This window comes from Streptomyces sp. NPDC087844 (assembly GCF_044742785.1).
Lineage (GTDB): Bacteria > Actinomycetota > Actinomycetes > Streptomycetales > Streptomycetaceae > Streptomyces.
Map to the genome: position 1 here is coordinate 151,546 of NZ_JBIUVD010000020.1, position 15,977 is coordinate 167,522.

Sequence of the window (15,977 nt, forward strand, 5' to 3'; positions counted from 1 at the left end):
GGCGTCCGTGGCCTCGGAGTCGAGCCAGCCGCGCGCCACCAGACGTGCCGTCGCCGCGGCCCACTCCTCGTCGTCCCACTTGCGGGTCGTCCGCACGAGAGCTGTCGGGAGGGCGCCCGCCGCGGTGCTCAGGACCAGGCAGTCGCACGGCCCGATGCCGTTGTCCGCGAGCACGACCAGATGTGCGTCGCCGCGCCACTCACGCACCACAGTGATCTGCTGCCACAGCGCGACGAGCGGGTCCGGCGGAAGCGCGACCGACGCGTTCGCGGCGGCCAGCGGCTTGCCCGCGTAGTCGGCGCCCGCGATAACCGGGTCGATCAGCGAGCGCGCCTCGGCGAGCTGGTCGGCCGTCATGCGCACGCCCACCCGCCGCATCGCCCGCCCGGCGGCCAGGAATCGGGCGGCCTGCCACCGCTCGGGCGGCGCGGCGTCCCACACGCCGTCCATGGCCCGGACCGCCCGGGGGCTGAAGTTGTAGAAGGCCGCGAGCGTGACCTGCCACGGAACCGCGCCCATCGCGGCCGACCGGAACGCCATGTACGCCGGTCCGCGGTCAGTGACGCCGAACTCGGCCGCCTCCAGGGCTCCTTCGGGGGCGAAGTAGGTGAACAGATGGGCCGCGCTGACGGCGTGGCCGGCTTCGCGGACGGTGTCGAGGTTCATCACGGTTGCCTCTCTTGGAAGGTGGGGCGGCGCCATCAGGCGGAGGTCTCGGCGGGGGTCTCGGGAGTGGTCTCGGCGGAGGTCCGGGCGGGGGTCTCGGGAGCGGTCCCGGGAGTGGTCTCGGGAGTGGTCTCGGCGGTGGCGGTCAGGACCGCGCGGCCGAGGATGTGGCCGGCCATGGTGAAGCCGAGGACGGCCGGGGTGGCGTCGGCCGGGACGCCGATGGAGGCGGTGTCGAGGGCGTGCACCACGACGAAGTAGCGGTGCGGGCCGTGTCCGGCCGGCGGGGCGGCACCGATGTAACGGGCCGCTCGGGCGTCGTTGGGCAGCTGGTAGGCACCCTCGGGCAGGCCCGAGCCCGTGTCGTCGCCGGCGCCCTCGGGCAGTTCGGTGACCGTGGCGGGGATGTCGGCGACCGCCCAGTGCCAGAACCCGGACCCGGTGGGGGCGTCGGGGTCGTAGACGGTGACGGCGTAGCTCCGGGTGCCGTCGGGGGCACCGCTCCAGGACAGCTGCGGGGAGATGTCCCTGCCGCCGGGCAGGCCGGAGGCGTGCTGCCCGGGCGACCAGCAGGCTCCGTCGGCGACGGTGGTGCTGGTGACGGCGAAGGACGCCGCCTCGGGAAGGCGGGCGAAGGGGTCGTTGGAGGTCACGCGGTGGTCCTTTCAGGGTTGTGCGCCGAGGGCGGGGAGGTGGTGGCAGTGGCGGGATCGGCGACCCATCACAGAATCGACAGTAACACCAATAATCGATTATCTGCGAAATCGTCTATGCTGCGGGTCATGACTGACACGCCGCCCCGCCCTCCGGCTCCCGCCGGGAAACAGATGCTCTCCGAGCGGGTCTACGCACACCTGCGGGACGCGATCATGCGCGGGGACTTCGCCCCGGGGGATGCCCTCAAGCCGCAGGACCTCGCCAAGGAGGAGGGCGTGAGCCTGGCCGTCACGCGCGAGGCGCTGGTGCGGCTGGTCGGGGAAGGGATGGCCGACCGGCTGCCCAACCGCGGATTCACGGTCCCGTCCTTCTCGGACCGGCGCTGGCAGGAGATCGCGGAGGCACGCAGGGCCGTCGAACCGGTCGTCCTGCGCATGTCCGTCGAGCGCGGCGACCTCGACTGGGAGGCCCGCGTGCGGGCCGCCCACCATCGACTGGTCCGGACCCCGGCGTACGTGCCGGAGGAGGGCGAGTACTACACCGCCGCCTGGGCCGAGGCCCACCGGGCCTTCCACCGCACGCTGCTGGAGGGGTGCGGCAACCCCACGCTGCTGGAGACCTTCGACCGGTTGTGGACCGCGAGCGAGCTGGCCCGCCGCTGGTCGGCGCACCGCAACCCCGGCCGGGACGGCGCGAAGGAACATCGCAGGCTGGAGGAGGCGGCGCTGGCCCGCGACGCGGACACGGCGGCGGCGGTCCTGGTCGAGCACCTCACCATGACCGCCGCCGCCCTGACCGACGATTCAGGTCGGACCGTCTGAGGCCGGGCCCTGACGGGGGCAGGTCAGGGCAGGGCAGGACAAGCCCACGACCGGCTACCGGCCATCGGCTACCGGCTACCGGCTACCGGCTACCGGCCAGGCAACCCTCAACCCCCGAAGGCAGGTTGCGGCAGGCCCCTGCCCGCGCCGGGTACGACGAGTACCGAGCCCGCGAGCGGGTGCGGTGCCTCCAGGCCCGTACGGGCTGTCGTGATGTACAGGTCGGTCAGGTCGGCGCCGCCGAACGCGCAGGCCGTGGGGCGCGGTACGGGTAGTTCGACGACGTGGTCCAGCACGCCGGACGGGGTGTAGCGGCGGATCGCGCCGCCGTCCCACAGGGCGACCCAGACACAGCCTTCGGCGTCGACGGTGAGCCCGTCGGGGAAGCCGTCACCTTCCTCGATGATCGCCAACTGACGCCTGTTGCTCACCTGTTGGCCGTCGAAGTCGAAGACGTCGATCCGTCGCGTCGGCGAGTCGATGTAGTACATGAGGCGGCCGTCGGGACTCCAGCCCGTGCCGTTGCTCACCGCCACGTCGTCCAGGACGGTCTCGGCCGCGCCGTCCGGGGCGAACCGGGAGAGCGTGCCGCCGCCCGGTGCCTCGTCGTAGCGCATGGTGCCCGCCCACAGGGAGCCGTCGGGCGCGACCGCCGCGTCGTTGGCACGGCGGCCGGGGACCACCTCGCGGTGCAGCCAGCGGAACTCCTGGGGGTCCCCGGCGGGGCTGCCGCCGGGACCCGCGACGGAGTCCGGGCCGTACAGGCCGATCCCGTCACGGAGGTTGACGACCAGGCCGCCACCCACCCGCGGCTTGGCGGCGCCCACGTGCTGCTCGGTCGCCAGTACCGTGCGGCGGCCGGAGACCGGGTCGAACGTGAACACCCGGGACCCGAGGATGTCGATCCAGATCAGCCGCTGGGCGTCGGCGTCCCAGGTGGGGCCTTCCCCGAGGGCCGCCTCCGCCCGGACCGCGACCTCGTACGCGTGCGTCCGCGCCCTCCGACGCTTCATCCGACACTCCGGTGTCCGAGTCGCTCCGACAGCTCGGCCGCGCCCTTGGCGGCGAGCCCTTCCAGCTCGACCTGGCGGTCCTCGCTCCAGCGGATCATCGGTACCGAGATGGACAGCGCCGCCACGACCTGGCCCGTGCGGTCGCGCACCGGCGCGGCGACACAGCTGACGTCGGGGTTCGACTCCCGGCTCTCCACCGCGACACCGCGGGCGCGGATCTCCACGAGGGCCTCGCGCAGGGCGGCCGGCTCGGTGATGCTGTTCGGCGTCATCCGGAGCAGGTCGGCGTCGTCGGGGATCCGCGAGGTCAGCTCGGGCTCGGACAGCGAGGCGAGCAGCATCTTGCCCACGGAGGTGCAGTGGGCGGGGAGGCGGCGCCCGGCGGCGGACACCATGCGCACGGCGTGCGTGGAGTCCACCTTGGCGATGTAGATGACGTCCGTGCCCTCCAGGATCGCCACGTGCACGGTCTCGTCGCAGGTCTCCGCGACGGACCGGGCGACCTGCTGCCCCTCGGCGGCCAGGTCCAGCTGCTCGGAGTAGCGGCTGCCGAGCTGGTACGGACGGACCCCGAGCCGGTAACGTCCGGGCTGACCCGGTACGGGCGTGATGTACGAACGTGCGGCGAGTGTCGTCACCAGTTCGTGCACGGTGGTGCGCGGCAGCTGCAGCCGGCGCACGATGTCGGGGGCGGAGAGTGTGCCGTCCCCGTCGAGGAAGAGCTCAAGTATGTCGAGAGCCCTGGTTACGGCAGGTACGAGGCGTCCCACAACTGGCCCCCTCCCTTATGTTCGAGATTTCAACAGCCGATCGGCATAGCGAACACAGGCTACTCACACGGGTTACGGTGGGCAATGGGCGTGCGCGACCGGCGGGGGGTGGGGCTGCCGCGATCCCCCTCTCCGGGAGGGTGTGGGAGGCCCACCGGTGGGCCGCGGTAAACGGGTGGGTGGGTGGGAAAGGAAGGTGCCTCAGCGGCGGGCGCGGGGGTCGCCGAGCTCACCCCGGAGCCGCTGAGCCCGAAGCACCAGTTCGAGCTCGAAGCGCCGGTCGGGGTCATCGACCTCGTCCCCCCACAGCTCCCTGATCTGCCGCAGGCGATACCGTACGGTCTGCGGGTGGACCCCGAGGCGCGCGGCCACCTCAGGAGCCCCGCCCCGCGTCTCCAGCCAGGCCAGCATCGTCTCGGCGAGCCGCCGCCCGTGCGTGGGACCGCAGTGGGCCAGCGGCTCCAGACACCGCAGGGCCAGGTCGTCGATCAGCTCCTCCGGCTGCAGCAGGACCAGCGCCTCGGTGTGCTCGGTGCAGTACAGCACCTCTCCCGACGGCAGCAGCCCGCGCTCCATCAGCCGTACCGCCGCCTCCGCCCAGCGCAGCGACTTCGCCGCGTCGCGCAACGGCACGGGCGGGCCGATCGCGCCGGCCCAGCCGGTCAGCGCCCGGTGCAGCAGTTCGGGGCGCCCGGCGGCGTCGGGATCGGGCACGACCATGCGGGGCTGCTCGTACTCCATGTCCAGCAGCACGCCCTGGCCCACGGCGGGGGCGACGGCCTCCCGGGCGGGCCGCACCAGTACCCCGACCGCGACCTTGGCGGGCAGCGGCCAGCCGATCCGCGCGGCCCGTTCGGTCAGCGCCTCGGCCGGATCACCGCGGTGGTGCTCGGCGAGCAGCAGTTCCATCAGCCGGCGCTGCAGCCGCAGACGTTCCCCGGCCTGCCGGGCGGCGGCCTCGGCGTAACCGCGTACGGACTGGTCGACCAGCCCGTCCAGGTACTCGTATCCGGCGTCGACCAGCTCGTACATCGCGGGCGGTGGGATCTCCACGCGCGTCCCGATCTCGGCGAAACGGCGCCAGGCGAGCCGTACACCGAGCCGGTAGATCGCCTGGAGCGAGTCGAGGCTGCGGCCGTTGATGCCCTCGCCGCGGCCGAACTCCTGGAAGACCTCGGGGTGGACGCGCGGCCGGCCCTCGGCGGTCTCCAGATGCTGGACGAACACCTCGATGGCCCGGCGGATGCCGACCAGCGCCATGGGCTCGCCGGAGTCGTCGAGCACGACCGGCAGATGGGGATACTCATGCTGTATCTCCGTCAGGATCTCCTCGGCGAGCGCGGGTGCCTCGGCCATCGCTATCGCGGCGAACTGCCGCACCTGGAGGCGCGGTACGTCGTGCCAGGCCGAGCGCACGGTGACGGGTGCCGGGCGGAGAGCCATGGTCAGCGCTCCCGGCCGGCCGTCTCATAGGTGATGAGCGGCGTGTTCGGCTGCTCCGGGGTCGCGTCGAGCAGCGCGACGACACCGAGGGCGGCGCCCACGGCGAGCACGGCGGCAACCGTCACGGTCAGCAGGACGGCGGGCAGTCTGGACATCGCGGGTCAGCCTCTCTGTCGAAAGGTCACTCCCACCGAAGCGCTCCGCCGGGAGCGCCGTCGGAATCTGCGGGCCGATCGCGGCCGGTCGCGGCTGATTGCGGCCGGTCGCGGCTGATCACGCAGTTCCCCGCGCCCCCTTCGGGGCGCGGCACGTCCCCTTCGCCACCGGGCCCACCTCGTCCCGGCCGACGAGTCCCCAGTGCCGGCAAGTCCCCAGTGTCATCAACGCATTGACACTTCGTCAAGGGTGCGCCTACGGTTCCCGGCCCATACCGCACCTGCACCCTCCCCCACCGTGCCGGCACCTGTTCGTGCCGCGTCACCAAGAGCCCTTGGAGTGCCCGGATGCGCCGTACAGCCACACCCTTTTCCCTGGTCGTACTGGGTCTGGGCGTCTTCCTGCTCGTCCTGGCCCCGCTGCTCGCCTGGTACGTCGAACCACGCGCCGAACGCACTCCCGTCGACACCGACCAGACGACCGTCTTCACCGGCACGGGCAGCTATTTCGACACCGACGAGATCGAGACCGTCCGCGACAAGAAGATCACCATCACCCGGCAGGTCCGCGGCGACGTCGCCGACAGCGAGAAGAGCGGCCGGGCGGTCTGGGACGTGTCCACGTCCGTCGACACCGCCAAGTCGCTGCCCGCGACCGACCCGCACGACTCGCTCCAGTGGACCATGGAGCGCTGGGTGACCGACCGCAAGACGAACAAGCCGGTCCACTGCTGCGAGGAGAAGCCTTACTTCGAGGGCGAGGCCTACCTCAAGTTCCCCTTCGACGTGCAGAAACGCTCGTACATCTGGTGGGACAACACCCTCGGTTCGACCGTCACGCTGAAGTACCGGGGTGAGAAGCGGATCCAGGGGTACAAGGGTCTGCGGTTCACCGGGACGGTGCCCGCCACCAAGACCGGCACCCGGCTGGTGCCGGGCACGCTCGTGGGCGTGGAGGACGCCGGCCAGGTGCTCGCCGAGGAGTGGTACGCCAACCACGGCGTGGAACTGGTCGCCGACCAGCGCACGGGGCGGATCATCTACGCGGCGATCGGTCCCCGCAAGACGCTCCGGGCGCCCGGGACGAAGGAGGACGCCGTCGTACTGCTCGACAGCAAGCGGATCGCGTTCACCACCGAGACCCAGAAGAAGCAGGTGGATCTCGCCGACACGGACAGCGGTCTGCTGCGCATGGTGGGGCGGACGTTGCCGCTGGGAGCGGGGATCGCCGGTTTCGTCCTCGCGGCGGTGGGTGCCGTTCTGGTCGCACGCCGACGCCCGCATCCCGGTACGCCCGAGAGCTCCCAGCAATCGCTCACGATGTGATGAGGCGTCAGCTCCACAAAGCCCCGAAATTGTCACTTCGGTGAGTAGCCGCATCGAACCAGCGGGCGAAAACTGTCCACTCCACCCGAACACAGCCCGCCCCCACCCCCGTCACGGCGGGCCCCGTTCACCCCCACGGAACGCCCCACCGAAGTCCCACCGAAGTCCCATCAGGCCCCACCGAAGTCCCGTCGCAGTCCCGGCAGAACGGTTTCACCGATCGGTTCCACCCCTCCATACGGATCCTTTCCGCGGGACATTCAGGATTCCCGCACCGAACGCACCAAGCACCGACCGCACCGGAACGCACCAACCCCCACGCCCCACTCTGGTTCCGCACCCCGAGACGAGTTGGAGCACCCATGCCCCAGCACGTGCCTTCGTCGCTGCGCGCCGCCTTCCCCCGCTCCGCGCAGCGACACCCGGCGCTCCCCCCACAGCCGCGCCACATCGTTTTCCTCGCCCGTCGTGACTACGGCAACGAAGCAGCGGGCGGCTCCGAGCTCCTCGTCGACAGACTCGCCGAAGGGCTGACCCACCTCGGCCACCAGGTCACCCTGCTGTGCGGCGGCCCCGCCTCCCCCACTCCCGGCTCCGCTCGACCGGGAGGTGCCCCCGCCCGCGACTACCGTGTCGTGTCGGCGGGCGGCGACCTCGGCCACTATCTGCGCGCCAGATCGGCGTTCCAGCGCCAGGTCGGCGACTGCGACCTGCTCGTCGAGGTCTGCAACGGCATGCCGTACCTGGCGCCGCTGTGGCACCGCGGACCGACCCTGTGCCTGGTCAACCACGTGCACACCGACCTGTGGCGGATGCGGTTCGGCGGACCGCTGGCCCCCGCCGCCCGGCTCGGGCGAAGACTCGAACACTGGGCACTGGCGGGCGGGCAGCGCGGCGGCCTGCTGGTCGCCGTCTCCCCGTCGACGGCCCACGCGCTGCGCGCCATCGGCGTCGAGCGCGAACGCATCCGGGTCGTGCACAACGGTGTGGAGGAGCCGGGCGCACCGGCCGAACGCTCACCGGAACCGCTCTTCCTGGCCGTGGGACGGCTCGTCGAGTACAAACGGATCGAACTGCTGCTGCGCCTGTGGGAACGGGTCCGTCCGGTCACCGGCGGCCGTCTGGTGATCGTCGGCGACGGACCCGAACGGCACCGGCTCCAGCAACTGGCCGGTCCCGGCGTCGAGTTCACCGGCCATGTCTCCGAGGGCGAGAAACATCGGCTGCTCTGTGCCGCCTGGCTGCTGCTGCACCCCTCCGCCGTGGAGGGCTGGGGTCTGGTGGTCACGGAGGCGGCGGCCCGCGAGACGCCCGCGATCGCCTTCGACGTACCCGGCCTGCGCGACTCGATCGTGGACGGCGAGACGGGCCTGCTGGCCCGCGGCGAGTCCTCGTTCGCCGCGGCCTGGTGCACCCTCGCCCTGTCCACCCACCGTCGCACCCTCATGGGCAAGGCGGCCGGCGACCGCGCCGCCCAGTACCGCTGGCACCGCACGGTACGCCAGTTCAGAGCCGTGGCGACGGAGGCGGTGAGGGACTGGACACCATGATCCCTTGGCGGAAGGACCCCCGGCGGAAGGACCTCGGGCGGAGAGACCCCCGGCGGAAGGCTCCCCGGCGCAAGAGCGTGGGCCCCGGGCCCGGCACCGGCCTGCGGGACCCCTCGCTGCGCCGATCCCTCGCCCTCCTCCGTGCCTTCCGCCACGAGCAGGACGACCCCGAGGGCTGCTACTCGCTGCTCGCCCGGGACGCCGCCGACCAGGTGGAGGCGTACGACGGTCCGGTGAAGGGCCGGACCGTCGTGGACGTGGGCGGCGGGGGCGGCTATTTCACCGAGGAGTTCCGCAAGCGGGGCGCGCACGGCTACCTCTTCGAGCCGGACCCGCGCGAACTCGGCACGGAACCGCCCGAGGGATCGGTCGTCGCCGACGGATATCTGCTGCCGCTCGCGGACGGCGTCGCCGACGTCTGCTTCTCCTCCAACGTCCTGGAGCACGTCGCCGACCCGCAGACCTTCCTCAGCGAGATGGTCCGCGTCACCCGGCCCGGCGGGCTGATCTACGTGTCGTTCACCAACTGGCTGTCCCCCTGGGGCGGTCACGAGTGGGCGCCCTGGCACTACCTGGGCGCCGAACGGGCCCGCGCGCGCTACCGGCGCCGTACGGGCAGGCCCGCCAAGCACACCCTCGGCGAGAACCTCTTCGCCGTGCACATCGGACCCACCCTGCGGCAGGTGCGCGCCCGGGACGACGTCACGGTCGTCTCGGCGCGCTCCCGCTACTGGCCGTTCCTCGCCCAGGCCGTCGCCAGTGCGCCGGGACTGCGTGAATTCGCCACCTGGAACCTCCTCCTCATCCTCCGGCGGTGTCCATGACCAGCACGGTCCAGGCCCCTCCTCCAGCGGCGACCCGTCCCCTCGCCCCGGACCCCGGCCCCGAGCAGGGGCCCCGGTCGAGGCGGTGGCTGCTGGGGTTCTGGGCCGTGGTCCTCGTGCTGTTCCTGGCCGTGGACCCGGGCCGGCAGACCTTCGACACCAAGCTCGGTGTCGCGCTCGACCCCGGCCAGTTCCTGGCCGACCTCGGCCAGCTGTGGCACGACCGGGGCGGCTTCGGCGGCATCGCGGACCAGTACGTCGGCTACGCCTTCCCGATGCTGCCGTACTACTGGCTGACCGACCTGATCAGCATGCCGGTGTGGCTGGCCGAGCGGCTGTGGATGTCCTTGATCGTGTCGGTCGCCTTCTGGGGCGCGCTGCGGCTCGCGGAGCGCCTGGACATCGGCGGTTCCGCGTCCCGGCTCCTCGGCGCGGTGGTGTACGCGCTGTGGCCGGTGTTCACCGTCGTCATCGGCTCGACCTCGGCCGCGGCCCTGCCCGGCGCCTTCCTGCCGTGGGTGCTGCTGCCGCTGACGAACGACCGCCACAGCGCCCGGGTCGCCGCCCTGCGCTCGGCGCTCATCATCCCCTTCATGGGCGGTGTCAACGCGGCCTCCACGCTGGCCTCCCTGCTGCCCGTCGGCCTGTACCTCCTGTCCCGCCCGCGCGGTCCACGGCGGCGCAAGCTGATCGCCTGGTGGGTGCCGGGCGTACTCCTGGCGACGGCCTGGTGGGTCGTCCCCCTGCTGGTACTGGGCATCTACGGCGAGAACTTCCTTCCCTACGTGGAGAGTTCGCAGACCACGACGGACACCATGGCGGCGACGGAGTCCCTGCGCGGCGCCGGCAACTGGGTCGCCTATCTGCACTTCGGTGAGGCCTGGCTGCCCGCGGGCTGGACCGTGGCAGCCTCGGTGGTCGCCGTCGTCTCCTCGGCACTGGCGGCCGGCCTCGGCCTCGCCGGACTGGCCCGGCGGGACATACCCGAGCGGCGCTGGCTGGTGCTGACCGTGCTGACGGCCGCGCTGATCACCCTGGCCGGTTACGGCGGTTCGTTCGGCGCGCCCTTCCACGGCGTGGTCCAGGACTGGCTGGACGGAGGGCTCGTTCCCTTCCGCAACATCTACAAGTTCCAGACGGGGCTCGCTCTCGCGCTGGTCCTCGGGCTGACCCACCTGGTCGGAGTCGCCGCGCGGGCCCAGGGCGCCCGTCCGGTACGGGGCCGCCGGTACGCGCCCCTGATCGCGGCGGCCCTCGTCCTGCCCGGCCTCGCCTGGCCCTACCTCAACGGGTCGATCCTGCAGCCCGGTTCGTTCCAGGAGCTTCCCAAGTACTGGAAGTCCACGGCGACCTGGCTGGAGAAGTTCTCGCCGGACTCCCGCGCCCTCGTCGTACCCGCCACCGCGCACGGCATCTACACCTGGGGCAACCCCATCGACCAGCCCCTCGACGTGCTCGCCGACTCCCGCTGGGCCCAGCGGGACTACGTGCCGTTCGGCACCGCCGGCAACCGGCGCGCGATGGACGCCGTCGAGCAGTCCCTGCAGAGCGGCGGCCAAGTCCCGGGTCTGGCGGACTACCTGGGCCGGGCCGGCGTCCACTACATCGTCGTACGCAACGATCTCGACCCGGACCAGCTCGGCTACGTACCGACCACGACCGTGAAGCGGACGCTGGAGGAGTCGGGCTACCGGCGCCTGACCGGCTTCGGCCCGCTGATGACGGGCGGGCGCATCGCGGAGAACACGCCCATCCAGATAGAGGGGCTGTATCCGCGCCAGCGGGCCGTCGAGATCTACGAGCCGGCCGCCGACGTGCCCCGGCCTGGCCAGGCCGGGCTGAAGGCCGTCGCCGACACGGCCGTCGTGTCCGGCGGGCCCGAGGCGCTGCTGCCGCTGTCCGCGGACCCGGCGATGCGGGACCGGGCGACCGTGCTGACCGGCGACAACCACCCCGGTCTCGGCTCCCCCGGCCTCCAGGTGGTGGGCGACGGACTGCGGCGCGCCGACACCCGCTTCGGCCTGGTCAACGCCAACACCTCGTACACGTACACCCGTGACGAACGCAATCACTCGGGCAGTCTCCAGAACCCCGGTGAGGAGCCGCACCAGATCCTGCCGTCGGACGGAATCCGGCACCAGACGGTGGCCGAGCTGCGCGGGGCGCGCTCGGTGAGCGCCTCGTCGAGCGGCAACTGGCTGTACCACCTGCCGCAGTACGACCCGGTGAACGCCTTCGACGGCAACCCCGACACGGTGTGGGCCGAGGGCGCGGTGGGTTCGGCGGACGGGCAGTGGCTGCGGATCGCCTTCACGGACGAGACGGAGGTCCCGGCGTCGATCCAGGTCACCCCGCTGCCGCAGGACAGTGTGCGCTCGGCGCCGACCCGGGTGCGCGTGGAGACCGAACGGGGCTCGGAGACGAGCACGCTGCGGGCCGACGGCTCACGTCAGCGCATCAAGTCACCCGAGGGCCCTACGAGTTGGCTGAAGGTCACCGTCGTCGAGTCGACGGCCCGGCACTCCGGGCTCTCCGGCGCGGGCTTCTCCGAGATCAGCGTTCCTGACGTCCAGGTGACCCGCATGCTGCGGCTCCCGAGGGACGCCGAGGGCGCCGACGCGGCCGCCGAGACCATCTCCCTGCACCGCGCCGCCGACCCGGGCAGCTTCTCGCCGACGGGCACGGAGGCCGGCCTGCACCGCCGCTGGACCTCGGACGCGGCCGGTACGTACGCGGTGAAGGCGAGCGCGGTCCCCGTACCCGGTGACGCGCTCGACGCGCTGCTGTACGACGTGGCGCCCGAGCAGAACGACCGGATCACCGCGACGGCCGCTTCGACGGCCCGCCTCGGCACCGGCCTGTCGCCGCGCAACCTCACCGACGGCGATCTCACCACCGCCTGGATCGCCGGGGCCGACCCGACCATCCGGCTCAGCTGGCCGGACAAGCAGCCGGTGGGCGAGATCGTCCTCGCCCCGGCCGGCGGACTGTCCACCCGGCCCACCGAGGTGAACATCAGCTCCCCGGACGGCGCGGTCGTCGCCGGTGTCGACGAGAACGGCGCCGTCCGCTTCGACCCGATCACCACGGACCGGCTCGACATCACCATCACCGAGACGGCCCCGATGACCGTCCACAACCCCCTGGCCGACGAGGACACGCAGCTACCGGTCGGCCTGACCGAGGCGTACGTTCCCGCCCTGGACGACCGCTACCGCACCCCGAAGGCCCTCGCCTCCCGCGCCTTCGACCTGCCCTGCGGCAAGGGTCCGACGCTCGCCGTCGACGACGAGCTGTACGAGACCAGCGCCAAGGGGACGGTCGGCGACCTGGTGGCGCGGCGGCCCGTCGAGCTGACCCTCTGCCAGGAAAGGCGTGCGGACGCCGACTTGTCGCTGGGCTCGGGCTCGCACCGGGTCGAGGCGGGCGACGCGGGCCCCCTGGCCGTCACCGATGTGACGCTGACCCGCGGCACGGTCACCACCCCGACCGCGCAGAGCCGTGAACTGGGCATCCGGGACTGGCTCGGCGACCGCCGCGCAGTCACCGTCGGCTCGGGCGCGGCCTCCTACCTGACGACGTACGAGAACTTCAACGACGGCTGGAAGGCCACACTGAACGGCCGCGAACTCGACCCGGTACGCCTCGACGGCTGGCAGCAGGGCTGGCGGATCCCGGCGGGCGAGGGCGGCACGGTGAAGCTCTCGTACGAACCGTCCACGGTGTACGAGGCCGGGCTGATCGGCGGCGGCGTCGGAATCCTCGTCCTGGTGGGGCTCGTGCTGTTCCGGCGGCGCTCGCCCGATCCGGACGCGCCCGCGCCGGTGCCGCCCCCGCCCGGCCTGATCCTGGGCACGGTCGCGCTCACCCTGGTGGGGATCGTGATCGCCGGGTTCCTCGCGCTGCTGGTGCCGGTACTGGCGCTGCTCGCCCGGCGACGGCACGCGCTGCTCGTACCCCTCGCGTTCCTCGCGCTCGCGGGGGCCGGGATCGCCGCCGCGACGGGGGCCGGGGAGCCGGTCGCCGAGGGCGCCGGGGCGTTCGGTCGCACCGCTCAACTGCTGGCGCTGATCGGCCTGTTCGCCGGTCTGGTGACGGTCGGCGAGACGTCGTACGGCACGCGGGGCGGGGGTGGGGGTGGGGGTGGGGGCCGACCGGGCTCCGGACACCCGGACCGTCCCGGCTACCCCGATCATCCCGGCTATCCCGGCGGTCCCGATCGTCCCGGCTATCCCGGCGATCCCGACCGTCCGGACAGGGGCGAGTCGCCGGGCTCCGAGGCGCCGACGGCACCGCTGCCGCACCGGACGCGGGGACAGCACGCGGGCCCGGGGGCGAGCGCCACCTCCGGTGCGCCGGGGGCGCCGGGAACACTGCCGCCGCCCTTCACGCCGACGGGCCCGCCGCGCACCGGGCCCGGCCCCAGCGCTGCGACGGGCCCGCCGCGGCCCGAGTCCGGTCCGACCGTCTCGGCCCGCGGGCCGGGGTACCCGCGACCGGCGGAGCCCGGAGGGACGGGGGCCGCGCGGCCCGAGGACCGCGGGAGGGCCGCAGACCCCAGGAGTCACAGGGAGGGCGAACCCATATGACCGCGCTGGACCACCCCGCACGCGACGGCACGGACGGCCCCGCGGGACCGCCCGCCCGCATCCCGTTCCCCGTCGTCGACGAGGTCGCCCGGCACTGCCTCCAGGAGGAGGAACCGGAGACCGTCCACATCGAAATCCATCTGCCGGGCCGCCTCGACCGGGACCGCCTGCGCAGGGCGTTCGCCGGGGCCCTGCGCCGCCACCCCCGCATCCTGGTGCGCGAGGCGCCCCGCCCCTGGTACGGGCGGCGGTACGAGTGGGAGCTGGCCCCCGACGCCGATGTGGACGCCGTCCTGTTCCCGGCGCCGGACCGGGACGCGCTGAAGCACGCCCGGGACCGGGCGCTGCGCGACGCCCCGCCGCTCTCGGCCGCACCGCCGATCCGGCTGGAGGTCGTCCAGGATCCCGCGGCCGACGGCACGGTCCTGTTCCTCACCATCAACCACACCGCTCTCGACGGTCCGGCCTGTCTGCGGGTCCTGGCGACCGCGGCGGAGCTGTACGGCGGCCGGGACAACTCCCCGGCGGCGCCCCCGACCCGCACCACCGCCGAGGTTCCCCGCGCCCCCGACACCCCCTCCACCTGGGCACCGCCCGCCCGGGTGGCGCACGGCACCCCGGAGCCTCGCCGGCACCACGGCAACGGCATGCTCGTCACCGAGCTGGGCGTTCCGCGGCGGCCCAAGGGCTCCCCGTACACCGTGAACGACCAGCTGATGGCCGCCACCGCCCTGATGATCGCCCACTGGAACCGGGAACACGGGGCCCGTCCGCGTCCGCTGCGCATCACGATGCCGGTGGACGACCGCTCGCGCGCCGCGGACATGCCGATCGGCAACGGCACCCGGCTCGTCGAGGTCCCCTTCGCCCCCGAGGAGCTGGACGCCTCCGACATGGCCGCGCTGCTGCGCCGCACGGCGGACCGCACCCGCGCCCTCAAGGCCCAGCCGCGCCCCCAACTGGGTCGCGGGGCCTCCCTGTTGACGGCACCGGTGATGCCCGTCGCCTGGCGGGCCGCGTTCACCAGGGGGTTGCGGAGGGCCGCCGGGCCCTGGACGCCGACCACCCTGCTGAGCAACATCGGGCGCGTTCCGTACGCCCTGGACTTCGGGGAGGAGGCCGGGCGGGCGCACGCCGTGTGGTTCTCGGCGCCGGCCCGGATGCCGCGCGGGCTGACGGTGACGACGGCCGCCACGGCGGGCCGTCTGCACGTGGCGCTCCGCTGGTCGCGCGCCCTGCTGAGCCACGGCGACGGCCACCACCTCCGCGACCTCTTCGAGCACTACCTGCACGCCACGGAACACGTCACGGAACACACGACGGAAAACGCCACGGAACGCCGCACAGGGCGCACAGGGGGCACTCCATGACCACGGCCCCGTCCCGCAGGCAGCCGCACGGACCGCAGGGACCACACGGGCAGCACGGGCAGCACGGGCAGCACGGGCAGCACGGGCTACGGGACTTCTACGAGGACCCGGCCGTCCCGGTCGCCTCCGGCACGCCCCGCAGTCTGCGCCAGGCCCGGATGCTCGCCGCCGCACTCGGCCCGGCCACCTCCGGCCCGCGCACGGTCCTGGACATCGGCTGCGGCGACGGCACCGCGGCGGCGACGGCCGCGCCCTTGCTCGCCGGTCACCGCGTCATCGGCGTCGACTGGTCCCAGGACGCCCTCAGACGCGCCCACGCCCGTCTCCCGTACGCGGTACGCGGTGAACTCACCGACGGCGGACTGCCGTTCAGGTCCGCCTGCGCCGACGCCGTCCTGTTCAGCGAGGTCGTGGAACACCTCGTCGACCCGGACGCGGCGCTCGACGAGATCCGCCGGATCCTCCGCCCAGGAGGTCATCTCATGCTCTCCACCCCGAACCTGGCCGCCTGGTACAACCGGGGCCTGCTCCTCGCCGGCGTCCAGCCCGTCTTCTCCGAGGTGAGCCTGCGCGCGATCCACGGCCGCCCCGGCAAGGAGGTGGTGGGCCATCTGCGGCTCTACACACCCCGCGCCCTGCGGGAGTTCGTGACCGCGTCGGGCTTCGAGGTCGCGGCGCTGCGGGGTGCGCCCTTCCACGGCGTACCGCGGCCGTTGCGCCCGCTTGACCGGCTGGCGTGCCACGTCCCGTCGATGGCCTCGATCCTTCTCCTGCACGCGCGAAGGACGTAGAC

At 73.0% G+C, this 15,977-nt stretch carries 12 protein-coding genes and 1 pseudogene; 7 read left to right on the forward strand and 6 right to left on the reverse strand.

The genetic code is table 11. The features are described from left to right. Together ACIOKD_RS31675 and ACIOKD_RS31680 are read right to left on the reverse strand one after the other, a co-directional pair. Positions 1–666, reverse strand: a 666-nt coding sequence (locus tag ACIOKD_RS31675; RefSeq protein WP_402090790.1) for a hypothetical protein, incomplete at its 3' end; no start/stop codon positions are given. A 128-nt stretch (positions 667–794) separates the two neighbouring features. Further along, a pseudogene (locus tag ACIOKD_RS31680) lies at positions 795–1,319 on the reverse strand (YbhB/YbcL family Raf kinase inhibitor-like protein); the annotation flags it as partial. Between the two features lie 129 nt (positions 1,320–1,448). Here ACIOKD_RS31680 and ACIOKD_RS31685 point away from each other — a divergent pair. Beyond that, on the forward strand, positions 1,449–2,144 hold the full coding sequence (locus ACIOKD_RS31685; protein ID WP_402090792.1) for a GntR family transcriptional regulator: 696 nt from the start codon (positions 1,449–1,451) through the stop codon (positions 2,142–2,144). A gap of 107 nt (positions 2,145–2,251) precedes the next feature. Here ACIOKD_RS31685 and ACIOKD_RS31690 read toward each other — a convergent pair whose 3' ends face one another. From ACIOKD_RS31690 to ACIOKD_RS31705, 4 genes are all read right to left on the reverse strand, one after another. After that, a complete protein-coding gene (locus ACIOKD_RS31690) occupies positions 2,252–3,157 on the reverse strand; it encodes an SMP-30/gluconolactonase/LRE family protein (protein ID WP_402090794.1) in 906 nt (301 codons plus the stop codon). After that, positions 3,154–3,927: an IclR family transcriptional regulator gene (locus tag ACIOKD_RS31695; RefSeq protein ID WP_402090796.1), complete on the reverse strand. Its 774-nt coding sequence runs from the start codon at positions 3,925–3,927 to the stop codon at positions 3,154–3,156. The genes ACIOKD_RS31690 and ACIOKD_RS31695 overlap by 4 nt, the downstream gene beginning before the upstream one ends. A gap of 201 nt (positions 3,928–4,128) precedes the next feature. Continuing rightward, positions 4,129–5,370, reverse strand: coding sequence for a PucR family transcriptional regulator (locus tag ACIOKD_RS31700; protein ID WP_402090798.1), 1,242 nt, complete (start codon positions 5,368–5,370; stop codon positions 4,129–4,131). A 2-nt stretch (positions 5,371–5,372) separates the two neighbouring features. Then, positions 5,373–5,525 carry a hypothetical protein gene (locus tag ACIOKD_RS31705; protein ID WP_189777135.1) on the reverse strand — a complete coding sequence of 51 codons (153 nt, stop codon included), beginning with the start codon at positions 5,523–5,525 and terminating at the stop codon, positions 5,373–5,375. Positions 5,526–5,873: 348 nt separating this feature from the next. On the opposite strand from ACIOKD_RS31705, the gene ACIOKD_RS31710 reads away from it, so the two are divergent. From ACIOKD_RS31710 to ACIOKD_RS31735, 6 genes are all read left to right on the forward strand, one after another. After that, the gene (locus ACIOKD_RS31710; protein WP_402090801.1) at positions 5,874–6,851 is read left to right on the forward strand and encodes a DUF3068 domain-containing protein; all 978 of its coding nucleotides are present in this window, start codon (positions 5,874–5,876) and stop codon (positions 6,849–6,851) included. 362 nt (positions 6,852–7,213) lie between these two features. Continuing rightward, positions 7,214–8,401, forward strand: a complete 1,188-nt coding sequence (locus ACIOKD_RS31715; protein ID WP_402090804.1) for a glycosyltransferase family 4 protein — start codon at positions 7,214–7,216, stop codon at positions 8,399–8,401. A 101-nt stretch (positions 8,402–8,502) separates the two neighbouring features. Continuing rightward, positions 8,503–9,225, forward strand: a complete 723-nt coding sequence (locus ACIOKD_RS31720; protein ID WP_402090877.1) for a class I SAM-dependent methyltransferase — start codon at positions 8,503–8,505, stop codon at positions 9,223–9,225. Beyond that, a complete protein-coding gene (locus ACIOKD_RS31725) occupies positions 9,222–13,814 on the forward strand; it encodes an alpha-(1->3)-arabinofuranosyltransferase family protein (protein WP_402090806.1) in 4,593 nt (1,530 codons plus the stop codon). Before ACIOKD_RS31720 ends, ACIOKD_RS31725 begins: the two co-directional genes overlap by 4 nt. Then, positions 13,811–15,184 (forward strand): condensation protein, encoded by a 1,374-nt coding sequence (locus ACIOKD_RS31730; protein WP_402090808.1) that lies wholly within the window; start codon positions 13,811–13,813, stop codon positions 15,182–15,184. Before ACIOKD_RS31725 ends, ACIOKD_RS31730 begins: the two co-directional genes overlap by 4 nt. Continuing rightward, a complete protein-coding gene (locus tag ACIOKD_RS31735; RefSeq protein WP_402090811.1) occupies positions 15,181–15,975 on the forward strand; it encodes a class I SAM-dependent methyltransferase in 795 nt (264 codons plus the stop codon). Before ACIOKD_RS31730 ends, ACIOKD_RS31735 begins: the two co-directional genes overlap by 4 nt. Positions 15,976–15,977 lie beyond the last annotated feature (2 nt).